We start from the raw sequence: 22,481 nt of genomic DNA on the forward strand, positions 1-22,481 counted from the left end.
CATGAGCTTTAACACAATCATCGACTGGAACAACTGTAGCGACGCACAGAAGCGCGAGCTGCTGATGCGCCCGGCGATTTCCGCCTCAGAAAGCATCTCACGCACCGTGGCGGAGATCCTGGATAACGTCAAAGCCCGCGGCGATGACGCGCTGCGTGAATACAGCGCGAAGTTTGATAAGACGGAAGTCGGTGCATTACAGGTTACCGAGCAGGAAATCATTGATGCCAGCAATCGTCTGGGTGACGACATCAAGCAGGCCATGGCTGTTGCGGTGAAAAACATTGATACCTTCCACAACGCGCAAAAGCTGCAGACCGTGGATGTCGAAACCCTACCCGGCGTGCGTTGTCAGCAGGTAACGCGCCCGGTTGCGTCCGTCGGCCTCTATATTCCCGGCGGCTCTGCGCCGCTTTTCTCCACCGTACTGATGCTGGCGACTCCCGCGCGGATTGCCGGGTGTCAGAAAGTGGTGCTGTGCTCGCCGCCACCGATTGCCGACGAGATCCTCTACGCGGCGAAACTGTGCGGCGTGCAGGCGGTCTATAAAGTGGGTGGGGCGCAGGCGATTTCGGCCCTGGCGTTCGGCACGGAATCCATTCCGAAGGTCGACAAAATTTTTGGTCCAGGCAATGCGTATGTAACCGAAGCCAAGCGCCAGGTCAGCCAGCGTCTGGACGGCGCGGCCATCGATATGCCTGCCGGTCCGTCTGAGGTGCTGGTGATTGCCGACAGCGGCGCAACGCCGGACTTCGTCGCCTCCGACCTGCTTTCTCAGGCGGAACACGGTCCGGACTCGCAGGTCATCCTGCTGACGCCGGATGCCGATATGGCGAAACGCGTGGGCGAAGCCGTGGAGCGTCAGCTTGCCGACCTGCCCCGCGCCGACACGGCACGCCAGGCGCTAGCGGCCAGCCGCCTGATTGTGGCGCGCGACATTGACCAGTGTATTACCATCTCCAACCAGTACGGCCCGGAACACCTGATCATTCAGACCCGCAACGCGCGCGACCTGGTTGACAGCATTACCAGCGCGGGCTCGGTGTTCCTCGGCGACTGGTCACCGGAGTCCGCGGGCGATTACGCCTCCGGCACCAACCACGTGCTGCCTACGTATGGCTACACCTCTACCTGTTCGAGCCTGGGCCTGGCGGATTTCCAGAAACGCATGACCGTGCAGGAGCTCTCCCGCGAAGGTTTTGCGTCACTGGCGTCTACTATTGAAACCCTGGCCGCCGCCGAGCGGCTGACCGCCCACAAAAATGCCGTTACGCTGCGCGTTGCAGCCCTGAAGGAGCAAGCATGAACATTGAAGAGTTAGCCCGCGAAAATGTCCGTCGCCTGACGCCTTATCAGTCCGCGCGTCGTCTGGGAGGCAAAGGAGATGTCTGGCTGAACGCCAACGAATTCCCGACGGCGGTGCAGTTTGAGCTGTCGCAGCAAACGCTGAACCGCTATCCGGAGTGTCAGCCGAAGGCCGTGATTGAAAACTACGCGCAGTATGCTGGCGTGAAGCCGGAGCAGGTGCTGGTCAGTCGCGGCGCTGATGAGGGCATTGAACTACTGATCCGCGCCTTCTGCGAACCGGGCAAAGACGCGGTGATGTACTGCCAGCCGACCTACGGTATGTACAGCGTCAGCGCGGAAACCTTCGGCGTGGCGTGCCGCAACGTGCAGGCGCTGGAGAACTGGCAGCTGGATCTGCAGGGCATTGCCGACAATCTCGATGGCGTAAAAGTTGTCTTTGTCTGTAGCCCGAACAACCCGACCGGACAGATTATCAACCCGCAGGATATTCGCACCCTGCTGGAGATGACGCGCGGTAAAGCGCTGGTGGTTGCCGACGAAGCCTACATCGAGTTCTGCCCGCAGGCGACGCTGGCAGGCTGGCTGGAAGAGTATCCGCACCTGGTCGTGCTGCGTACGCTGTCAAAAGCCTTTGCCCTTGCGGGTCTGCGCTGCGGATTCACCCTGGCGAATAAAGAGGTCATCGACCTGCTGCTGAAAGTGATCGCCCCGTACCCGCTCTCAACGCCGGTTGCCGATATTGCGGCACAGGCGCTGACGCCACAGGGGATCAATGCGATGCGCAAGCGCGTGGCGCAAATCCTGGAGGAACGTCAGTTTCTGGTGACCGCCCTGAAGGATATCCCTTGCGTGGAGCAGGTATTCGACTCGGAAACTAACTACATCCTGGTGCGCTTCACCGCATCGAGTGCCGTATTTAAATCTTTATGGGATCAGGGCATTATCTTACGAGACCAGAATAAACAACCTTCTCTGAGCGGGTGCCTGCGCATTACCGTAGGCACCCGTGCAGAGAGCCAGCGCGTGATTGACGCCCTGAAAGCGGAGAAAGTATGACCCAGAAGATCCTTTTCATCGATCGTGACGGCACCCTTATTTCGGAGCCACCAGCCGATTTTCAGGTCGACCGATTCGACAAGCTGGCTTTTGAGCCGGACGTGATCCCGGTGCTGCTCAAGCTGCAAAAAGCAGGCTTTAAGCTGGTAATGATCACCAACCAGGATGGTCTGGGTACCGACAGCTTCCCACAGGTGGACTTTGACGGCCCGCATAATCTGATGATGCAGGTGCTGACCTCTCAGGGCGTGGTATTTGATGAAGTGCTGATTTGCCCGCACATGCCGGCCGACGAGTGTGACTGCCGTAAGCCAAAGGTGAAGCTGGTAGAGCGCTATCTGGCTGAAGATGCGCTTGATAAAACCAACAGCTATGTTATCGGCGATCGCATCACCGATATTACGCTGGCGGAAAACATGGGCATCGCGGGGCTGCGCTACGACCGTAACAACCTTAACTGGGCGAAGATTGGCGAACAGCTGACAAAACGCGACCGCTATTCCCACGTTGAGCGCAACACCAAAGAGACGCAGATTGACGTGAAGGTCTGGCTGGACCGTGAAGGCGGCAGCAAGATCCACACCGGCGTCGGTTTCTTCGATCACATGCTGGACCAGATTGCCACCCACGGCGGTTTCCGCATGGAAATTACGGTAAAAGGCGATCTCTATATAGACGATCACCACACCGTAGAAGATACCGGCCTGGCGCTGGGTGAAGCCCTGAAGCTGGCGCTCGGCGACAAGCGCGGCATTAACCGTTTCGGCTTTGTCCTGCCGATGGATGAGTGTCTGGCGCGCTGCGCGATGGACATCTCCGGCCGTCCGCACCTGGAATACAAAGCTGATTTCACCTACCAGCGCGTGGGCGATCTGAGCACCGAAATGGTGGAGCACTTCTTCCGCTCACTGTCCTACACCATGGGCCTGACGCTGCACCTGAAGACCAAGGGCAAGAACGACCACCACCGCGTGGAGAGCCTCTTCAAAGCCTTTGGCCGTACCCTTCGTCAGGCAATTCGCGTAGAAGGTGACGCCCTTCCCTCGTCGAAAGGAGTGCTGTAATGAACGTGGTCATTCTGGATACCGGATGCGCCAACCTGAACTCCGTCAAATCGGCGATTGCGCGCCACGGCTATGAGCCGGCGGTGAGCCGTGACCCGGACGTGGTGCTGCGCGCCGACAAACTCTTTTTACCGGGCGTGGGCACCGCGCAGGCGGCGATGGATCAGATTCGCGAACGCGAGCTGGTCGACCTGATCAAAGCCTGTACCCAGCCGGTGCTGGGCATTTGTCTGGGCATGCAGATCCTGGGCCGCCGCAGCGAAGAGAGCAACGGCGTCGACCTGCTGGGCATTATTGATGAAGACGTGCCGAAAATGACCGATCGCGGCCTGCCTCTGCCGCATATGGGCTGGAACCGCGTTTACGCCAAAGCGGGCGACCGGCTGTTTCGCGGCATCGAAGACGGCGCGTATTTTTACTTCGTGCACAGCTACGCCATGCCGGTGAACGTGAATACGATCGCTCAGTGCACCTACGGCGAGGCGTTCACGGCGGCCGTACAGAAAGACAATTTCTTCGGCGTGCAGTTTCACCCGGAGCGCTCTGGCGCCGCAGGCGCGCAGCTGCTGAAAAACTTCCTGGAGATGTGATGATTATTCCCGCATTAGATTTAATTGACGGTACGGTTGTCCGTCTGCATCAGGGCGATTACGGCCAGCAGCGCGACTACGGAAACGACCCGCTGCCGCGTCTGCAGGATTATGCCGCTCAGGGTGCGCAGGTACTGCACCTGGTGGATTTAACGGGCGCGAAAGACCCGGCGAAACGCCAGATCCCGCTGCTTAAACAACTTGTTGCGGGTGTTGATGTGCCCGTCCAGGTCGGCGGCGGCGTGCGTACGGAAGATGACGTTGCGGCACTGCTGGACGCTGGCGTGGCCCGCGTAGTGGTGGGTTCAACCGCCGTGAAAGATCCTGAGGCCGTGAAAGGCTGGTTCCGCCGCTTTGGCGCCGATGCCCTGGTCCTGGCGCTGGACGTTCGTATTGATGAACAGGGTAACAAGCAGGTGGCCGTTAGCGGTTGGCAGGAAAACTCCGGCGTAACGCTGGAAGAGCTGGTCGATATTTATCTTCCCGTCGGCCTGAAGCACGTGCTGTGCACGGATATCTCCCGCGATGGCACGCTGGCCGGTTCTAACGTTTCGCTGTACGAAGAGGTCTGTGCGCGTTATCCGCAGGTGGCATTCCAGTCTTCTGGCGGTATCGGTGATATTGGCGACGTGGCCGCGCTGCGCGGTACCGGTGTGCAGGGCGTGATTGTGGGACGGGCCTTACTGGAAGGCAAATTTACGGTGACGGAGGCGATTCAATGCTGGCAAAACGGATAATCCCTTGCCTGGACGTGCGTGACGGCCAGGTGGTGAAAGGCGTGCAGTTCCGCAACCACGAGATCATTGGCGACATCGTTCCGCTGGCAAAACGCTATGCCGATGAAGGCGCCGACGAGCTGGTCTTTTATGATATCACCGCTTCCAGCGATGGCCGCGTGGTCGACAAAAGCTGGGTGGCACGCGTGGCGGAAGTGATCGACATTCCATTCTGCGTGGCGGGCGGGATTAAGTCCGCTGACGACGCCGCCAAAATTCTCTCCTTTGGCGCCGATAAGATTTCTATCAACTCCCCTGCCCTGGCCGACCCGGAGCTCATTACCCGCCTTGCAGATCGTTTTGGCGTGCAGTGCATTGTGGTTGGGATCGACACCTGGTATGACGCCGCAACGGGCAAGTACCACGTAAACCAGTACACCGGGGATGAAAGCCGCACGCGCGTGACGCAGTGGGAAACGCTCGACTGGGTGCAGGAAGTGCAGAAGCGTGGCGCGGGCGAGATTGTCCTCAACATGATGAACCAGGACGGCGTGCGTAACGGGTATGACCTCGGGCAGTTGAAAAAAGTCCGTGCGGTCTGCCACGTTCCGCTGATTGCCTCCGGCGGCGCGGGCACCATGGAGCACTTCCTTGAAGCCTTCCGCGACGCCAACGTGGACGGCGCGCTGGCCGCGTCCGTGTTCCACAAACAGATTATTAATATTGGTGAGTTAAAAACGTACCTGGCCGGCCAGGGCGTGGAGATCAGGGTATGTTAACAGAGCAACAACAGGCGCAGCTGGACTGGGAAAAAACTGACGGATTACTGCCGGTGGTTGTCCAGCATGCCGTCTCAGGCGAAGTGCTGATGCTGGGGTATATGAACCAGGACGCGCTGGCGAAAACAATCGACAGCGGCAAAGTGACCTTCTACTCGCGCACGAAACAGCGCCTGTGGACCAAAGGCGAGACCTCGGGTCATTTCCTGAACGTGGTCAGCATGGCGCCTGACTGCGACAACGACACTCTGCTGGTGCTGGCAAACCCAATCGGTCCGACCTGCCATAAGGGCACCAGCAGCTGCTTCGGTGAGACGAGCCACCAGTGGTTGTTCCTGTATCAACTGGAACAGCTGCTGGCAGAGCGTAAAACGGCGGATCCGGAGAGTTCCTACACCGCGAAGTTGTACGCCAGCGGAACCAAGCGTATTGCGCAGAAGGTGGGTGAAGAAGGCGTTGAGACCGCGCTGGCCGCGACCGTGCATGACCGCGAGGAACTGACGAATGAAGCGTCTGATTTGATGTATCACCTGCTGGTGCTGCTGCAGGATCAGGAACTGGATTTGACGGCGGTGATTGAGAATCTTAGAAAGCGTCATAAATAAAAAACCGGGGATTTTCCCCGGTTTTTTTTAATCTGCAAATCAGGCTTTTGGCTTATAGTTGCGTAATGCGTTACGCCCTAATACCACACCGGAACCAATCATTCCGCCCAGCAGCACGGCAAGGATCAGCACAATGGCTTTTTTCGGGCTGTCACGACGAACGGGCAGATCCGGTTTCATGACGTAACGGTAGACGTGTATTGTGTCCGGCTTTACGTTCAGGTTTTGGATGTCCAGCAGGTTTTGCCTGGTCTGATAGTATGCAGCAGAAAAGACCAGGGGACGAGAGGCTTCGTTTTCAATCATCGATTTCAGCCCTACGCTTCCCAGGAGGAACATTGTTTCCTGTGTCACATCCTGAGTTTGTTGAATCTGTGGCGAGGAGATTTTCGCCGCCTCAGCGTTTTTCAGCGCTTCGGTAATTTGTTTAATACGCAGGTCTTTCTGCTCCTGAGCGACCTTCTCCTGGTTTACCAGAGAATCGTTCAGGGTTTTAATCTGCTCTTTGATGCTGTTTTGCAGGTCAACCGTGAGCTCTTTGGAAGTTTGCTCATCAACCTGCTGGATATATTGCGCAAGCTGCTTCTGCGCCGCTTCTGCGGAAGTACTGGTATAGGAAACACTCAACGGGAGCGATTCCCCTTTAACAGCAGGCTCGATTGTCAGTTTTTCAGGTTCGTCCTGATTTTCCAGTGCCTGTGCCAATGCAGAGAAGGAAGAATTGAAACGACCAATAGCGCGTGTTTGAACATCAAGCATTGAGGGTGCAGCGCTACCGTAGAGGATATTCAACGCATTAGAATATGTTGCAATTTGAGCGACATCAGGTTGCGCAATAATTGCGCTTGAGGTCCACTTTTCTTTCGCGAAAGTAAGATAACCGACAGCAAGTGTAATAAAAACAACAACAAACGTTGCTATCATCCACTTCCCACGCCACAGCTGCAGCATTAAATCAAGTAAATCAATTTGCTCAGGGTCATTGCTTCGGATGACCTGGCTATTGTTGTTGTGCGTCATACATTCCCTAACAGATGAAAAAGGGCAAACATAATTGTGTTTTCATAGTTTATCTATTGCTGGGGATTTTTCTATAAGAATCCGATGAGTTATATCGGAAAGATGCGTTATGTAACTCACCCCCTTCGCGCTATCATAGTCACCATGTGATGCGTTATCGCATCTGTAAGCGTTGGGTATTTGAGGAAAGATATGAAATTTCTGGTAACGGGTGCAGCGGGTTTTATCGGTTCGAATGTCAGCAAACGCCTCATTGAGGGCGGTCATGAGGTTGTCGGTATTGATAACCTGAACGACTATTACGATGTTAATTTAAAGCTGGCACGTCTGGAACGGCTACAATCTGAGCGATTCACCTTCCACAAGATGGAATTAGCTGACCGGGAAGGTATGGCTGCGCTTTTCGCTGACGAGAAGTTCGATCGCGTTATTCACCTGGCCGCACAGGCAGGCGTACGCTACTCCCTGGAAAATCCGCATGCGTACGCCGATGCCAACCTTATTGGCCACCTCAACGTGCTGGAAGGCTGCCGCCATAACCACGTTCAGCATTTGCTGTATGCCTCATCCAGCTCCGTATATGGCCTCAACCGTAAGATGCCCTTCTCCACTGACGATTCCGTAGATCACCCGGTTTCACTCTATGCCGCGACCAAAAAAGCCAATGAGCTGATGTCGCACACCTATTCGCATCTCTACAACCTGCCGACCACCGGACTGCGCTTCTTTACCGTATACGGTCCGTGGGGACGCCCGGACATGGCGCTGTTTAAGTTTACTAAGGCGATGATTGAAGGCAAAAGCATCGATGTCTATAACTACGGCAAGATGAAGCGCGATTTCACCTACATCGATGATATCGCTGAAGCAATTATCCGCCTGCAGGATGTTATTCCCCATCCTGACGCAAACTGGACCGTCGAGACTGGCTCACCGGCAACCAGTTCAGCACCTTACCGCGTTTACAACATCGGTAACAGTTCGCCAGTAGAACTTATGGATTACATTACCGCGCTGGAAGACGCGCTGGGTAAAAAAGCGGAGAAAAACATGCTGCCTCTCCAGCCAGGGGACGTACTGGAAACCAGCGCAGATACTAAAGCGCTCTATGACGTGATCGGTTTCAAACCGCAAACCTCGGTTAAAGACGGCGTGAAGAACTTCGTTGACTGGTACCGCGAGTTTTATAAGGTCTGAAAATAAAAAACCCGGCAAATCAGCCGGGTTTTTTATTTTAACGTAATAGAATTAGTCGCTACCGAACAGATCGCGGGTATAGACTTTGTCAGCGACGTCAGCCAGCTCTTCGGCCATGCGGTTCGAGATGATGACATCCGCTTCCTTCTTAAAAGCATCCAGATCGCGGATCAGGCGGGAATTGAAGAACTGATCTTCCTGCATGGCCGGTTCATAAATAATAACCTCAACGCCTTTCGCCTTGATGCGCTTCATGATCCCCTGAATGGAAGAGGCGCGGAAGTTATCGGAACCGCTCTTCATGATCAGACGGTACACGCCGACCACTTTCGGCTGGCGCGCAAGAATAGAATCGGAGATGAAATCTTTACGCGTCCGGTTAGCGTCAACAATCGCCGATATCAGGTTATTCGGCACAGCCTGGTAGTTTGCCAGCAGCTGCTTGGTATCTTTTGGCAGGCAATAGCCACCGTAGCCAAATGACGGGTTGTTATAGTGGTTGCCAATACGCGGGTCGAGGCAAACCCCTTCAATAATCTGGCGGGTGTTCAGCCCAAGACTTTCTGCGTAGCTGTCGAGCTCATTGAAGTACGCGACTCGCATTGCCAGATAGGTGTTTGCGAAAAGCTTAATCGCCTCCGCTTCGGTGGAGTCCGTAAACAGCACCGGAATATCTTTCTTCACTGCGCCTTCCTGCAGCAGTGCGGCAAAGCGTTCAGCGCGCTCAGAACGTTCGCCAATAACGATACGGGAAGGATGCAGGTTATCGTAAAGCGCTCTCCCCTCACGCAGGAACTCTGGCGAGAAGAAGATATTATCAATACCAAACTTTTCTTTGATGGATTTGGTAAAGCCGACAGGAATGGTCGATTTAATAACCATCACCGCATCAGGATTAATCGCAATAACATCTTTGATAACCGCTTCTACGGTTGAGGTGTTGAAGTAATTGGTTTTTGGATCGTAGTCAGTAGGCGTCGCAATGATGACGTAATCCGCATCGCGGTATGCATCTTCTTTATCTGTCGTGGCGCGGAAATTCAGCGGTTTGTTGCTGAGATAGTCCTGGATTTCTTTGTCGACAATCGGCGATTTCTTCTGATTGAGCATATCCACTTTGGCCTGCACGATATCCAGCGCAACCACTTCATGGTTCTGAGCAATCAGAATGCCGTTAGAAAGACCGACATACCCTGTTCCGGAAATTGTTATTTTCATTCGCTAATGACTTCTTTTAGTTAACTGTATTGATGGCCGGCAGACCATCGCGATAAACATAACTGTTGGGCTTTGTACCTCCTGGCAAACAGCACTGTCAAGGCAAACCAGGAGTAATCACAACGAGGGGGATGAGATTCAGACTACTTCGAATAATGCGCGGCATTTTTTGCATAAAAAAACCCGGAGACAGGCTCCGGGTTTGATGAAAGCGAGTAAGTTAACTTATTCCATCCATTCGGTGTGGAACACGCCTTCTTTATCCGTGCGCTTGTAAGTATGCGCGCCGAAATAGTCACGCTGTGCCTGAATCAGGTTGGCAGGCAGAACGGCAGCGCGGTAGCTATCGTAATACGCCACCGCAGCGGAGAAGGTTGGAACCGGGATACCGTTCTGTACAGCGTAGGCAACCACGTCACGCAGCGCCTGCTGGTACTCGTCTGCAATCTTCTTAAAGTACGGTGCCAGCAGAAGGTTAGCGATACCTGCGTTTTCAGCATAGGCATCGGTGATTTTCTGCAGGAACTGCGCACGAATGATGCAACCCGCGCGGAAGATCTTCGCGATCTCGCCGTAGTTCAGGTCCCAGTTATTCTCGTCAGACGCCGCACGCAGCTGTGAGAAGCCCTGGGCGTAGGAGACGATTTTACCCAGGTACAGGGCGCGACGAACTTTCTCGACGAACTCAGCTTTGTCACCGGCTGGTTTAGCCTGTGGGCCTGACAGCACTTTAGAAGCCGCAACGCGCTGCTCTTTCAGAGAAGAGATATAACGCGCAAAGACGGATTCGGTGATCAGAGACAGCGGCTCGCCCAGATCCAGAGAGCTCTGGCTGGTCCATTTACCGGTACCTTTGTTCGCTGCTTCATCCAGGATCACATCAACCAGGTATTTACCTTCTTCATCTTTCTTCGTGAAGATATCTTTGGTGATGTCGATCAGGTAGCTGTTCAGCTCGCCTTTATTCCATTCGGTAAAGGTTTCAGCCAGCTCTTCGTTAGAGAGATTCAGGCCGCCTTTCAGCAGGGAGTATGCTTCTGCAATCAGCTGCATATCGCCGTATTCGATGCCGTTGTGCACCATTTTGACATAGTGACCCGCACCGTCTGGACCGATATAGGTCACACACGGCTCGCCATCTTCAGCAACAGCAGCGATTTTGGTCAGAATAGGCGCTACCAGTTCGTATGCTTCTTTCTGGCCGCCAGGCATGATAGATGGGCCTTTCAGCGCGCCCTCTTCACCGCCGGAAACGCCGGTACCGATGAAGTTGAAGCCTTCAGCGGACAGCTCACGGTTACGACGAATGGTGTCCTGGAAGAAGGTGTTACCGCCATCAATGATGATATCGCCTTTTTCAAGGTAAGGCTTTAGGGAGTCAATTGCAGCATCGGTACCCGCGCCTGCTTTGACCATTAACAGGATACGACGGGGCGTTTCCAGAGACTCAACAAATTCTTTTACCGTATAGAAAGGAACGAGTTTCTTGCCTGGGTTTTCGGCAATTACTTCTTCAGTCTTATCACGGGAGCGGTTGAAAACGGAGACGGTATAACCACGGCTTTCGATGTTGAGCGCCAGGTTGCGCCCCATCACAGCCATACCGACAACGCCGATCTGTTGCTTGGACATTACATACTCCTGTCAGGTGTGGTCACTGTCGGGTAACCCCGACAGATATAATTTGCAAGAATCTTAACTCATAAATCAGGGACAGAGGTAGGCATTTGTGGCCTTGATCACGCCAGACGACACAAAACGGGATATATCAAATCCACACAAAAGGTGCAGGTATATTTTATTTATAAATGAACTAAGTCACAATATATAATAAACTCTATTACGTATTATGTTTTTTATTAATTGCTTTTTGATAAAGTTCAACCGTTTTATTATACATTGCGTTGAATGAGAAGTTTTCAAGGAAAAATTCATTCCCTGACTTGCCTAATTCAACACGTAAAGCACTATCATTAATTAAGTCAGCGAGTCTGTTTTTGATAGCATCAATATCTGCACGAGGAACGAGATATCCCGTTTTGCCATCAATGACAGATTCAGAAACGCCACCAACGTCTGATGCTAAAACAGGCAAGCCTGCACGCATAGCCTCGAGAATACTGATAGGAAAACCTTCCCAGTTAGAAATTAACAGGAAAATATCACTGTCTGCCAGCAAGGCATCAACGTCTAAACGTTCGCCTGTAAACAGTACATTTTCGCTAATTCCAAGATCCTGTGAAAGCTGTTTCATCTCATCTAACCTGGGGCCTTTTCCTACCAGCGTCAACGCCCAGTTTCTTGTTTCTAATCGACTCAACGCTTTCAATAGGCTTTCATGATCTTTTTGTTCTGAAAAACGAGCTACCGAAATCAACTTCACTACGTCATGAGTATGGTAAACATGAGGAGCAGCACTTTTTAACGGCACGCCATTATGGATCACCGTTTGCTGACTGGCAGACGCAACGTTATGTTCGATTGCAAGTTGTTTATCTTGAGCAGAGACTGTGATTATTTCATCAGTAATTTTACTGAATAATCGTTCAATAACAATGTACAAGCGACGTTTCTTATCATGAACACCATTTGCGAATGACCAACCGTGTACGGTGAAAACAACAGGAATTTTCAGAAAAAGAGCTGCCAACCTCCCTACAATTCCAGCTTTAGAAGAATGAAGTGCAATAACATCCGGAGAAAATTCTTTTATAATCTTGCGTATAATTAAAGCGCATTTAATATCTTTATAAGGCGATATTTCCCTTACCAGCTCAGGGATAATGTGAACTTTCACATTTAATGCGCGAACATCATCAACCAGAGCGCCTTGCTCTCCAACGATTAACTCAACTTGATGACCATCCTTTACTAAACCAGATGTCATATCACGCAAATGAGTCTGAGCCCCACCGATTTCATTCGCGCGTGTAATTATATAAAGAATTTTCATAGTTTTTGAAACAGTCCGATAAGTATATCGTTACTAACGCTCATTAACTTGCAACGAGACAGCTACACCTGGTATTAATGTCTTTTGAATGGTCCAAATCTTCCAGAAAGACCATCAGAAATACCGTAAAAGATCATCATCAACGTTTTCTTTTTTTCTTTATTAAGAATTAAAGATATTGCAGCACGAGCAAAATTCAGGAAAACCTCACGAACTTTATAACCCACTGGAATATATGACTTTCTGATCATAAAGAAGCTATTTCTGACCAAAAAGTAACGTCGCATTGGGCTATGAACAGATATTTTACGTCCTAACAGATTCAGCCTTGAATCACCAATCGTGTGAGCCATTGACGCCTGATTAGTCATTGCAACGCGATACCCTAATTTTTTAGCACGCAGAGCCCACTCCACATCAATATAATCCACGAACAATGCTTCTTCCATTTTACCAACTTTCTCGTAAACTTCAGAAGAAAAGAAAGAGCCAGATGCAATAACGTAGGTGACATCTGTTATTTCTTCTATTGGCGTTCGTTTAATAAATGGACCGATGTAATTAGTGCCCCAATAAAATTCGTTTGTGTGCGGATCATAAAAAGAAGGACCCAGGATACCAACGTTATTCTGGGTGTACATCTTACTCATGGCACTGATGAAATTAGCACCTAATACACTGTCTTGATCAAGAAGTAATAAATATTCGGCACCGAGAGATATAGCATTTTCTATCCCAATGTTTTGCGCATGCGAAAGACCCATATTCTCGGGAAAACTGATCAGGACGAAATTAAATTTTTCTGCTAAATCTTTTATCTCTTCGTAATTTCGAGAGCCGTTATCAATTATAACAGCACTGTCTATTTGGCCTTGCAAAGAAAGAAATTGCTTTTCTAAGCAAAGTATATCAGGATTAAATGTTACAGTTACAGAACTAATCACGACCAATCACCTATTAATTTTTTTTGTATTTTTCAACAGTATCTTTTACTGCATTCAAATAACCATATCCATTTTTTTTATCCGGCTCAAGATACGTACCCTCAGCCCATTCATTCCATGCATTTATGAATAAGAATGGAACATTAGCAGCAATAGATTTTTTATAAAGTTTATCGAAATTATTCTTAAATACCTGAGGATTACTTCCTTTCATCACGAGTGATTTAGTTTTTTTCCTTGGCGTATTATCCCAATCAACGAATGCACCTGAATAATGTGTTTCACTAAAATCCTTTTCAAGGATTTTATCCCAAATTGATTGATAAGATAATATCTGCTCAACGTAATTTGTTTTTAATTTTTCATTAGAAATACGTTTTATTCTTCCGATCACTTTTCGCAATATCGGTTTAAGTTTCCCCATATTGTGTTCAAAAGTACACATTGGTTCAAAATTTAACTCGGCATCAAAATCTAGCTTACGATGATCTTGAGCGAATGAGGTAAGTGTTGACACAAAATGTATATCACCGAAAGACGTTTCTTTTGCTAGTTTCCGCCAATACTGAATCCACTCATTACACTTTTCAAAGCTAGCAGAACGATATAACAGAAATACAGGCTTACCATTATGTTTAATGTATCTTTCGTCTTCGAAAAATGGCTTAAGATAGTTAAAGTGATTTAGCCAGTCTGATTCGTCACCATAACTTTGGGGCATGATAACATCTCGATGACTACCATCCCAACTACGCGTCCATGGCTCGTTAGCCCATGAAAAAAGGAACGGGAGATGTATATCTTTGTTCTCCAGTAAAAGTTCAGCTGGTTTGTCCAGTAAACGCTTACCATTAAACCAGTAATGATAAAAACAAAAACCATCAATATTATGCTTTTTTGCAAGTTCCGATTGCCATTTTAATGTTTCTACATCGAGCAAATTATAATAATAATCGTTCAGAGGTTCTCTGGGCTGGTTATGATTTTTAAAAAGAGGCGTAGCCTTTTTAACATTGACCCATTCGGTAAAACCTTCTCCCCACCATTTATTATTTTCTTCAATCTCATGAAATTGCGGAAGATAAAATGCTAACGTTTTCAAAAATTGCTCCTTATATTTCTATAACAAACTACAAACAAATGAACTGATAACGAAATCAGGAAATAATCCCAAAAGAAGGATAACTGCACCGGCAAAAACTGATGAGAAAAGAAAATAACAATCAAAGCAAACAGGGAGTTGAAGTTAAGGAATGAGTTCTTATTGATAAAGCAATTGTGATTTCTCGATACAATATATCCAAACAACATACTGAGTACAGCTAACCCTATACTGCCGAAATACAGGAAGGGTAATAACAAGGATGTATAAAAGGCATTAAAATAACCAGCACTACCTAGCAGAACGAAATCTTGTACTTTTGTGAAGAAAGCGCTTTGGTCATAAAACTTAGCGCCAAGTATACCTAAGAATGAAAATGGACTAGAAAGCTCATACAAGATATCAGTATCACCGCTATCAATTGCATGAGTAAAAAGTGAGTAACCTGCAATCGCATAATTGCGAGTATTAATAAGGCTTTGACTTAAGTCGCTATCACCTCTAAAAGTGAATATGGCTAATAACAAAATTAAAAATACAGCCAGCGCAAAAATAACCTTCTTCAGAGTCATTTTGCTATCATAGCAATATAATATTAATATTGCTGCCAGCACCGGGGCGAAAACATAGTATCTTGAAATCAAGATACTTTCTTTTCCTACCAACATTAAAAATGAGAAAAATAAGATTGCAGATTTATTTTTATTAATCTTCAAATACAAACCATAACTAATGCCAAAAAGCGGCACCAGAGTTGCAAATACAAATAAATAAGCTGCAAATGCTCCATAGTATTCTTTTATTGATTGATCTTTAAATAAACTTTCTCTGTATTCTGCGAACGAAATACCACTCGTCACTATATTTTTAAACAGGAACGCCAGATAAATCAATATGAAGAAGTTGATTGCAAGTAAAATTTTTACCTGCAAGGAAATATTAAAGAGCGATTGATTATTTATTAGATTATCTTGCTGATAAAATCTTGTTGTTTTATTACCTATATAGCATCCTAAGAAAAAATATAAATAAGAAACAGTTAGGATCATCAAACCAGAATCAAATGTGATGTAGAGACTACTTTGTGAACCCCATAATACTAATGCAAAGACAACATACAGGCATAAATAAAAAGATGGATTTCTAGGTCTTCGTTTAATCATCTTGAATTCTTTTCGCTATTAAAACTCACCAAGACAAAAATAGCCGAAACAATTATTTCTGTAATAATCACGCTAATTGTCACGCCATATGTTGGAGTCAGATGCATTAATAGTATAGAAACTATAATATGCATAAAACTCACAGCAAGATATGTTTTCCTGACAACTTTTGTGAAATGATTAGGTATTAACCACCATTGTCCATATACAACGCCCACTGAAACGATAAATGGCAAAGGAGACATCATCAACAATATCATCGACGATATTCGATATTCTTCACTGTAATAATAAAGTGATACAGGGTATCCTATGACAGCCATTGCGACCGATATTAACAATCCGAACGCAATAAACTTCTTGCCATACAAGTGCCAGATTTCATTGAGTGTTTTTCCTTCACTAATCAATGAACTGACTCTTGGGAACATCGCTTGCTGAACAGGACTCATCAAACCTTGCGCTGCAGTTCGGATTTTATCTGCTGCTGAGAAATAACCTGCCAACGTCGGGCCACCAAAATATCCTATAATTAATATATTTAAAGTCGTATAAAAACTTATAGTTATATTAGATACAAAAAGGTCAAATCCCTTAGATAAAACCGAATAGATTTCTTTTATTGGAACTCTTGTAAATTTGGCCAATTTTTGTTTTTTTATAAAGAAACAAGCCAAAATACCTGAGATAAACATCCCTGATGATTGGCTTATAACGGCCATATTCATATCTTCAGGCGTTTTTACTAAAAGGAAAATCAGAATAAGGGATACGAATTTTGCAATGGTTGTACATATTGCAATACCCTGCATTTTTTCAATCCCTTGAAATAACCATACAGGGAATAAAACTGTACCTATTACGGATATCATCCCTAACAGGATCAGATAAGAGTATATACTCGTACCATTAATAATTACATATAAAGCAAAAATACATGAAACTATCAGTAATAACGCTAACTTAGCAGCAGTTACTGCTGTATAAATAGAATCAATTTTGGATTGATTATTCTTATTAACTGAAACCAGTAACGTCGCACTAAAGTTAAAGCCATAATCAACAAAAATTATAATGTATTGTAGCCACGCCTGGACCATAGCTACAATTCCAAAATTTTCAGCCCCTAACACTCGCATTAAATATGGGAGGGTTAACAAAGGGAATAAATAGTTTGAAGCCTGAACAAAAAATAGCAGTATAATGTTTTTTTTCACTGGTATGATACACTCAGTAATGTGAAAAAAGCCTGTATGCTATTTACAGGCCTGAGTAGAAATTAATAGTCTGAATCTTTAAAAGCTTTACCAGCAAGATCTTTCGAAGACAAACTCGGTGAACAATCGTGGCTGACAGGCCATGCAATGTTCAGTTCGCTGTCTGACCATAAGATTGAACGCTCATGTTCAGGAGAATAATAATTAGTTGTTTTATACACAAATTCTGCTGTATCGCTCAGAACATAAAATCCATGAGCAAATCCCTCAGGGATCCATAATTGTTTTTTATTTTCTGCAGATAAATGTACGCCAACCCATTTCCCATAATAGGGTGAGTCTTTACGAATATCGACAGCGACATCGAAAACTTCACCGACGACACAACGGACTAATTTACCTTGAGCATAGGGCTGTAGTTGGTAGTGCAAACCACGAAGTACATTTTTGCTGGATTTAGAGTGATTATCCTGAATAAAATTCACTTCTTTACCAACGGCTTCGTTGAAAATTCGCTGATTGAAACTTTCCATAAAGAAACCACGATCATCACCAAAAACTTTCGGCTCAAAAATTAGCACATCGGGTATTTCTGTTTTAATGATATTCATTAATTAATAACCTTTGATCATTTTCAGTAAATATTGTCCGTATTGGTTTTTTGACAACGGAGCAGCGAGTTTTTTAACCTGCTCATCATCAATAAATCCTTTGCGGTAAGCAATTTCTTCAGGACAAGCCACTTTCAGCCCCTGGCGCTCTTCAATAGTTGCAATGAAGTTACTCGCTTCAATCAGGCTCTGGTGAGTCCCTGTATCAAGCCAGGCAAAGCCACGGCCCATCATAGCCACGGAAAGCTTTCCTTGCTCCATGTAAATACGGTTAATATCCGTGATTTCCAGTTCACCACGTGCTGACGGTTTTAAATTCTTCGCCATCTCAACGACACTGTTATCGTAGAAATAGAGTCCCGTCACTGCATAATTACTCTTCGGTTCCAGCGGTTTTTCTTCGAGGCTGATGGCGGTACCATTTTTATCAAACTCGACAACACCGTAACGCTCAGGATCGTTCACGTGATAGGCAAAAACCGTTGCACCATTTTCTTTATTAACCGCTGCATCCATCAATTTAGGAAGGTCGTGACCATAGAAAATGTTATCCCCCAACACCAGGGCGCAATCATCGTTACCAATGAATTCTTCGCCAATAATGAAAGCCTGCGCCAGACCATCCGGGCTTGGCTGGATTTTATATTGCAGATTCAGCCCCCACTGGCTTCCATCACCCAGAAGTTGTTCAAAACGCGGTGTATCCTGCGGAGTACTAATAATTAAAATATCTCGAATACCAGCCAGCATTAGCGTTGAAAGCGGATAGTAAATCATCGGCTTATCATAAATAGGCAATAATTGTTTACTAACAGCCATTGTCACTGGATACAGACGAGTGCCAGAGCCACCCGCCAGAATAATACCTTTACGCGTTTTCATTTCATCATCTCTATAGTCATAAGATGCCCACTCCCAGGCATCCCGATCATTATTAAATCGCTGTGGCTGTAAACCACTCAGTCAGCATACGCTTAACCCCCACGTCCCACTGAGGCAGTACGAGGTTGAAATTCTGCTGGAACTTTAACGTATTGAGGCGCGAGTTTGCCGGACGTTTTGCAGGTGTCGGGTACGCGCTTGTTGGCACCCCATGAAGCTGGGTTAATGCCAGTTCCATTCCTGCTTTACGCGCTTCTTCAAATACCAGCGAGGCATAGTCATACCAGGTTGTCGTGCCACTGGCAACCAGATGATAAATTCCTGCCACCTCAGGTTTATTAAGGGCAACCCGAATAGCATGAGCTGTGCAGTCTGCTAATAATTCAGCACCCGTAGGGGCCCCGAATTGGTCGTTAATAACAGACAGCTCAGAACGCTCTTTTGCCAGTCGCAGCATGGTACGCGCAAAATTATTCCCTTTACCGGCATAAACCCAGCTAGTCCGAAAGATCAAATGGCGTGAGCAATTTTCACTTAAGGCTTTTTCACCCGCAAGTTTGGTCTCGCCATACACATTAAGCGGCGCTGTGGCGTCCGTCTCAAGCCACGGCGTATCGCCATTACCCGGGAAAACGTAATCTGTAGAGTAGTGAACAACCCAGGCCCCCAATATTTGGGCCTCTTTGGCAATCGCCTCGACACTCGTGGCATTCAGCAACTGAGCAAATTCAGGTTCTGACTCGGCCTTATCGACGGCGGTATGTGCAGCCGCGTTGACGATGACATCAGGCTTAATGCGGCGCACCGTTTCTGCAATGCCTTCAGGGTTGCTGAAATCACCGCAATATTCCTGCGAATGGACGTCAACCGCAATCAAATTGCCCAGCGGTGCCAGAGCACGCTGTAGCTCCCAACCCACCTGACCGGTTTTACCGAACAGAAGAATATTCATCAGGCGCGATCTCCATAGTTTTCTTCAATCCAGGACTTGTAGCTGCCGCTTTTCACGTTCTCTACCCATTTTGTGTTCGCCAGGTACCATTCTACGGTTTTACGAATGCCACTTTCGAAAGTTTCCTGAGGCTTCCAGCCCAACTCCTGACCAATTTTCTCTGCATCAATCGCGTAGCGGCGATCGTGACCCGGGCGGTCAGCCACATACGTTATCTGGTCACGATAGGAACCTTCCTTCGGCACGATTTCATCCAGCAATGAGCAGATGGTATTTACCACATCAAGGTTCTGCTTCTCATTGTGGCCGCCGATGTTATAGGTTTCGCCAATCTTGCCCTGGGTTACCACGGTGTATAACGCACGGGCGTGATCTTCTACGTACAGCCAGTCGCGGATTTGGTCTCCTTTACCGTAAACAGGCAGGGCTTTACCCTCCAGGGCATTGAGAATGACCAGCGGGATAAGTTTTTCCGGGAAGTGATATGGACCGTAATTGTTAGAACAGTTAGTCACAATGGTAGGGAAACCATAGGTACGCAGCCAGGCACGGACCAAATGATCGCTGGACGCTTTAGAAGCAGAATAGGGACTGCTTGGGGCATAGGCCGTTTTTTCAGTAAACAGCGGCAGTTCAGCTCCCTTGGCCATTTCATCCGGATGCGGAAGATCGCCATAGACTTCATCTGTTGAGATATGGTGGAAACGGAAAGACGCTTTTTTATCAGCATCTAACGCTGACCAGTATTGGCGGCTTGCTTCCAGCAGTACATAGGTACCAACAATGTTAGTCTCAATAAAGGCTGCCGGGCCGGTGATCGAGCGATCAACGTGGCTTTCGGCGGCCAGGTGCATCACCGCATCCGGCTGGTGCTCTGCAAAAATACGCGCCATGGCATTGCTGTCGCAGATATCGGCATGTTCAAAATGATAACGTTCGCTGTGCGAGACTTCGGCCAGCGATTCAAGATTCCCTGCATAAGTCAGTTTATCGACGTTAATAACAGAATCTTGCGTATCATTAATAATGTGTCGTACCACCGCAGACCCAATAAAGCCTGCTCCACCAGTGACCAGAATTTTCACGTTTATTTCGCTCTTAATGTTATCAGAAACAATTAATTAGTTGCTGTCGCCCAGGTAACTATTGATAAGCTTCCAGGGCGGAGAAACTGACAATCTGCTATTTTAACTTACCTTTACATTCCAAAGTAAATCGCAGATACCGTCGGTTGGATTAAATGCTGCAGGTGCCTGTAAAAGTATCTCTCGCACGCGCTCGTAGTCGAACTGACAGCAGGCGTTGTCGAGGTCACGGAGAATAATGCTCATCTCACTCCACGGCAACATCACCTCGTTAGCAGTCCTGATACGCGGGTGCTGCGTAACGGATACATTGTCGCCGATAAGTAACTCTTCATACAGTTTCTCACCAGGCCGCAGACCCGTTGTTTTTATCGCGATATCACCATAAGGGTTTTTATCATCGCGAACGGTAAGCCCTTGCAACGTAATCATGCGATGCGCAAGGTCGATGATCTTGACGGGTTCCCCCATATCCAGAACAAAAACATCGCCGCCCGTGCCCATGGCTCCCGCCTGGATAACCAATTGAGCCGCTTCAGGAATAGTCATAAAGTAACGCGTGATATCTTCGTGAGTCAGCGTCACCGGTCCACCTGCAGCAATCTGTTTTTCAAATAACGGCACAACTGAGCCTGATGAGCCTAACACGTTGCCGAAACGAACCATACTGAAGCAGGTTTTACTGGATTCCTTCGCCAGCGCTTGCAGCACCAGCTCCGCCATGCGCTTGGTCGCCCCCATGGTGTTGGTAGGGCGAACGGCTTTATCAGTCGAAATTAAGACAAAGTTTTCAACACCGCAACTTGCCGCGGCCTGAGCGCAACTCAACGTACCAAAGATATTATTGCGCACGCCATCAAGTACGTTGAACTCGACAAGCGGTACATGCTTGTACGCCGCAGCATGATAAATTGTGTCGACGTTGAATGCTCTGATTAACCTTTCGAGATGCTCTTTATCCTGAACGTTTCCGAGGATTGGATAGATTTTAACTTTAAAATCCTGACCCAGATTCAGGTTACGCAGTTCGGAATCAATGGAATAGAGGGAGAATTCGGACAATTCGAACAGAATAAGCTGGTTTGGCTTATTTTTAATTATCTGTCGGCATAGTTCAGACCCTATAGACCCCCCTGCCCCGGTAACCATCACTGTTTTCCCGTTGATATTACGGGATATCAGTTCCGGAATGGGTGAGACAGGATCGCGGCCCAGCAGGTCTGTAATAACGACTTTCCGCAAGGAATCAATACTTGCCTTCCCTTCCACCAGATCGACCATTCCCGGGATCGAGAGCACTTCACACGGCAGACCTTCCAGGGTTTTAATGACTTCGTTTTTTCTGGCCCGGCTTGCGCTTGGCATGGCCAGCAGAATTTTCTTCGCTTCGTATTTCTCAACCAGCCAGGGCAGTTTTTCTGGTGCGAAGACGCTTACTCCGTGAATCACCTGACCTTGCAGGGCGCGATTATCGTCGACAAAAGCAACGGGGTAATATTCGTCCATCTGGCTCAGCGCAGGCAGTAATTGACGACCCGAAGCACCTGCACCATAAATAACTACCCGAGTGCCCAGATTCAACCCACGATTCACCAACATCCTCATTCCAAGCCGTGATCCGGCAATAAGCAGCAGACCGAATGAGAAATAGATAAAAGGAATCGTTCTCGGCAAATAGAGGTTGGTATAGAACGCTGCGATAATAAGCAAAATGGACGATATGACCATCCCCATCGTTACTACTAATAATATCTTGGCAGTAATATAACGGATTACGGCCCGATACAGTCCTAATTTAACAAATATCGCCAGAGTGACGAAAATTATTGAAAATATAAATAACCAATGCGCCGTACTATATATTGGAGTCATTGAATCGATACGTACCCAAAATGCAAACCAAAATGCACATAAGAGCAGTACAATATCTATGGAAAGAGTAATAATTCGTTTGATTGCTCTGGGTAAAGATATTAAATAATTTAGCATACTAAAAACTGGTCGCCTCACTAAAGCTTG

At 47.7% G+C, this 22,481-nt stretch carries 21 protein-coding genes; 8 read left to right on the forward strand and 13 right to left on the reverse strand.

Features of this window, described 5'->3' with window-relative positions; all coding sequences use genetic code 11:
• Position 1 precedes the first annotated feature (1 nt).
• From hisD to hisIE, 7 genes are read left to right on the forward strand one after another with little or no spacing between them, the layout of a single operon-like run.
• Complete coding sequence (hisD, locus tag ACOTZC_RS14425) at positions 2-1,306, forward strand: histidinol dehydrogenase (RefSeq protein WP_045403243.1); 1,305 nt, start codon at positions 2-4, stop codon at positions 1,304-1,306.
• Positions 1,303-2,364 carry a histidinol-phosphate transaminase gene (hisC, locus tag ACOTZC_RS14430; protein WP_049121745.1) on the forward strand — a complete coding sequence of 354 codons (1,062 nt, stop codon included), beginning with the start codon at positions 1,303-1,305 and terminating at the stop codon, positions 2,362-2,364. The genes hisD and hisC overlap by 4 nt, the downstream gene beginning before the upstream one ends.
• Positions 2,361-3,428 carry a bifunctional histidinol-phosphatase/imidazoleglycerol-phosphate dehydratase HisB gene (gene hisB, locus ACOTZC_RS14435; RefSeq protein ID WP_248201066.1) on the forward strand — a complete coding sequence of 356 codons (1,068 nt, stop codon included), beginning with the start codon at positions 2,361-2,363 and terminating at the stop codon, positions 3,426-3,428. The genes hisC and hisB overlap by 4 nt, the downstream gene beginning before the upstream one ends.
• Complete coding sequence (gene hisH, locus ACOTZC_RS14440; RefSeq protein ID WP_023312368.1) at positions 3,428-4,018, forward strand: imidazole glycerol phosphate synthase subunit HisH; 591 nt, start codon at positions 3,428-3,430, stop codon at positions 4,016-4,018. The genes hisB and hisH overlap by 1 nt, the downstream gene beginning before the upstream one ends.
• Positions 4,018-4,755 carry a 1-(5-phosphoribosyl)-5-[(5-phosphoribosylamino)methylideneamino]imidazole-4-carboxamide isomerase gene (gene hisA / locus ACOTZC_RS14445; protein WP_045403084.1) on the forward strand — a complete coding sequence of 246 codons (738 nt, stop codon included), beginning with the start codon at positions 4,018-4,020 and terminating at the stop codon, positions 4,753-4,755. The genes hisH and hisA overlap by 1 nt, the downstream gene beginning before the upstream one ends.
• Complete coding sequence (gene hisF, locus ACOTZC_RS14450) at positions 4,737-5,513, forward strand: imidazole glycerol phosphate synthase subunit HisF (RefSeq protein WP_047173630.1); 777 nt, start codon at positions 4,737-4,739, stop codon at positions 5,511-5,513. The genes hisA and hisF overlap by 19 nt, the downstream gene beginning before the upstream one ends.
• Entirely contained in the window at positions 5,507-6,118 is a 612-nt protein-coding gene (gene hisIE / locus ACOTZC_RS14455) for a bifunctional phosphoribosyl-AMP cyclohydrolase/phosphoribosyl-ATP diphosphatase HisIE (RefSeq protein ID WP_047173629.1), read from the forward strand. The genes hisF and hisIE overlap by 7 nt, the downstream gene beginning before the upstream one ends.
• A gap of 39 nt (positions 6,119-6,157) precedes the next feature.
• On the opposite strand, the gene wzzB is transcribed toward hisIE, so the two are convergent.
• Complete coding sequence (gene wzzB, locus ACOTZC_RS14460; RefSeq protein WP_045403077.1) at positions 6,158-7,138, reverse strand: LPS O-antigen chain length determinant protein WzzB; 981 nt, start codon at positions 7,136-7,138, stop codon at positions 6,158-6,160.
• 192 nt (positions 7,139-7,330) lie between these two features.
• Here wzzB and ACOTZC_RS14465 point away from each other — a divergent pair, with 192 nt between their 5' ends.
• Positions 7,331-8,335, forward strand: coding sequence for an NAD-dependent epimerase (locus tag ACOTZC_RS14465; protein WP_045403074.1), 1,005 nt, complete (start codon positions 7,331-7,333; stop codon positions 8,333-8,335).
• Between the two features lie 51 nt (positions 8,336-8,386).
• On the opposite strand, the gene ugd is transcribed toward ACOTZC_RS14465, so the two are convergent.
• The 12 genes from ugd to ACOTZC_RS14525 all read right to left on the reverse strand — a co-directional run bounded on the left by ugd (position 8,387) and on the right by ACOTZC_RS14525 (position 22,451).
• Positions 8,387-9,553, reverse strand: coding sequence for a UDP-glucose 6-dehydrogenase (gene ugd, locus ACOTZC_RS14470; RefSeq protein WP_045403072.1), 1,167 nt, complete (start codon positions 9,551-9,553; stop codon positions 8,387-8,389).
• 225 nt (positions 9,554-9,778) lie between these two features.
• A complete protein-coding gene (gene gndA, locus ACOTZC_RS14475; protein WP_028013772.1) occupies positions 9,779-11,185 on the reverse strand; it encodes an NADP-dependent phosphogluconate dehydrogenase in 1,407 nt (468 codons plus the stop codon).
• Between the two features lie 208 nt (positions 11,186-11,393).
• Complete coding sequence (locus ACOTZC_RS14480) at positions 11,394-12,506, reverse strand: glycosyltransferase family 4 protein (protein ID WP_045629816.1); 1,113 nt, start codon at positions 12,504-12,506, stop codon at positions 11,394-11,396.
• A gap of 74 nt (positions 12,507-12,580) precedes the next feature.
• Positions 12,581-13,450, reverse strand: coding sequence for a rhamnosyltransferase (locus ACOTZC_RS14485; RefSeq protein ID WP_421635833.1), 870 nt, complete (start codon positions 13,448-13,450; stop codon positions 12,581-12,583).
• A gap of 13 nt (positions 13,451-13,463) precedes the next feature.
• On the reverse strand, positions 13,464-14,552 hold the full coding sequence (locus ACOTZC_RS14490; RefSeq protein ID WP_049121752.1) for a glycoside hydrolase family 99-like domain-containing protein: 1,089 nt from the start codon (positions 14,550-14,552) through the stop codon (positions 13,464-13,466).
• Positions 14,549-15,715 (reverse strand): O-antigen polymerase, encoded by a 1,167-nt coding sequence (locus tag ACOTZC_RS14495; protein ID WP_074165612.1) that lies wholly within the window; start codon positions 15,713-15,715, stop codon positions 14,549-14,551. The genes ACOTZC_RS14490 and ACOTZC_RS14495 overlap by 4 nt, the downstream gene beginning before the upstream one ends.
• Positions 15,712-16,932 carry an oligosaccharide flippase family protein gene (locus tag ACOTZC_RS14500; RefSeq protein ID WP_049121756.1) on the reverse strand — a complete coding sequence of 407 codons (1,221 nt, stop codon included), beginning with the start codon at positions 16,930-16,932 and terminating at the stop codon, positions 15,712-15,714. Before ACOTZC_RS14500 ends, ACOTZC_RS14495 begins: the two co-directional genes overlap by 4 nt.
• Positions 16,933-16,994: 62 nt before the next feature.
• The gene (rfbC, locus tag ACOTZC_RS14505; RefSeq protein WP_041909150.1) at positions 16,995-17,543 is read right to left on the reverse strand and encodes a dTDP-4-dehydrorhamnose 3,5-epimerase; all 549 of its coding nucleotides are present in this window, start codon (positions 17,541-17,543) and stop codon (positions 16,995-16,997) included.
• 3 nt (positions 17,544-17,546) lie between these two features.
• On the reverse strand, positions 17,547-18,425 hold the full coding sequence (gene rfbA / locus ACOTZC_RS14510) for a glucose-1-phosphate thymidylyltransferase RfbA (RefSeq protein ID WP_047174557.1): 879 nt from the start codon (positions 18,423-18,425) through the stop codon (positions 17,547-17,549).
• Positions 18,426-18,477: 52 nt separating this feature from the next.
• Positions 18,478-19,377 carry a dTDP-4-dehydrorhamnose reductase gene (gene rfbD / locus ACOTZC_RS14515; RefSeq protein ID WP_163353984.1) on the reverse strand — a complete coding sequence of 300 codons (900 nt, stop codon included), beginning with the start codon at positions 19,375-19,377 and terminating at the stop codon, positions 18,478-18,480.
• Entirely contained in the window at positions 19,377-20,462 is a 1,086-nt protein-coding gene (rfbB, locus tag ACOTZC_RS14520; protein WP_045355505.1) for a dTDP-glucose 4,6-dehydratase, read from the reverse strand. Before rfbB ends, rfbD begins: the two co-directional genes overlap by 1 nt.
• 102 nt (positions 20,463-20,564) lie before the next feature.
• A complete protein-coding gene (locus ACOTZC_RS14525; protein ID WP_047174555.1) occupies positions 20,565-22,451 on the reverse strand; it encodes a nucleoside-diphosphate sugar epimerase/dehydratase in 1,887 nt (628 codons plus the stop codon).
• Positions 22,452-22,481: the final 30 nt, after the last annotated feature.

It is taken from the genome of Enterobacter cloacae complex sp. SHL009 (assembly GCF_049237205.1).
Lineage (GTDB): Bacteria > Pseudomonadota > Gammaproteobacteria > Enterobacterales > Enterobacteriaceae > Enterobacter > Enterobacter cloacae_M.

What these genes read in the sequence shown, in the direction of transcription:
- hisD (WP_045403243.1), top strand. Translation starts at nt 2, where the DNA reads ATGAGCTTTAACACAATCATCGACTGGAACAACTGTAGCGACGCACAG.
- hisC (WP_049121745.1), top strand. Translation starts at nt 1,303, where the DNA reads ATGAACATTGAAGAGTTAGCCCGCGAAAATGTCCGTCGCCTGACGCCT.
- hisB (WP_248201066.1), top strand. Translation starts at nt 2,361, where the DNA reads ATGACCCAGAAGATCCTTTTCATCGATCGTGACGGCACCCTTATTTCG.
- hisH (WP_023312368.1), top strand. Translation starts at nt 3,428, where the DNA reads ATGAACGTGGTCATTCTGGATACCGGATGCGCCAACCTGAACTCCGTC.
- hisA (WP_045403084.1), top strand. Translation starts at nt 4,018, where the DNA reads ATGATTATTCCCGCATTAGATTTAATTGACGGTACGGTTGTCCGTCTG.
- hisF (WP_047173630.1), top strand. Translation starts at nt 4,737, where the DNA reads ATGCTGGCAAAACGGATAATCCCTTGCCTGGACGTGCGTGACGGCCAG.
- hisIE (WP_047173629.1), top strand. Translation starts at nt 5,507, where the DNA reads ATGTTAACAGAGCAACAACAGGCGCAGCTGGACTGGGAAAAAACTGAC.
- wzzB (WP_045403077.1), bottom strand. Translation starts at nt 7,138, where the DNA reads ATGACGCACAACAACAATAGCCAGGTCATCCGAAGCAATGACCCTGAG.
- ACOTZC_RS14465 (WP_045403074.1), top strand. Translation starts at nt 7,331, where the DNA reads ATGAAATTTCTGGTAACGGGTGCAGCGGGTTTTATCGGTTCGAATGTC.
- ugd (WP_045403072.1), bottom strand. Translation starts at nt 9,553, where the DNA reads ATGAAAATAACAATTTCCGGAACAGGGTATGTCGGTCTTTCTAACGGC.
- gndA (WP_028013772.1), bottom strand. Translation starts at nt 11,185, where the DNA reads ATGTCCAAGCAACAGATCGGCGTTGTCGGTATGGCTGTGATGGGGCGC.
- ACOTZC_RS14480 (WP_045629816.1), bottom strand. Translation starts at nt 12,506, where the DNA reads ATGAAAATTCTTTATATAATTACACGCGCGAATGAAATCGGTGGGGCT.
- ACOTZC_RS14495 (WP_074165612.1), bottom strand. Translation starts at nt 15,715, where the DNA reads ATGATTAAACGAAGACCTAGAAATCCATCTTTTTATTTATGCCTGTAT.
- rfbC (WP_041909150.1), bottom strand. Translation starts at nt 17,543, where the DNA reads ATGAATATCATTAAAACAGAAATACCCGATGTGCTAATTTTTGAGCCG.
- rfbA (WP_047174557.1), bottom strand. Translation starts at nt 18,425, where the DNA reads ATGAAAACGCGTAAAGGTATTATTCTGGCGGGTGGCTCTGGCACTCGT.
- rfbD (WP_163353984.1), bottom strand. Translation starts at nt 19,377, where the DNA reads ATGAATATTCTTCTGTTCGGTAAAACCGGTCAGGTGGGTTGGGAGCTA.
- ACOTZC_RS14525 (WP_047174555.1), bottom strand. Translation starts at nt 22,451, where the DNA reads ATGCTAAATTATTTAATATCTTTACCCAGAGCAATCAAACGAATTATT.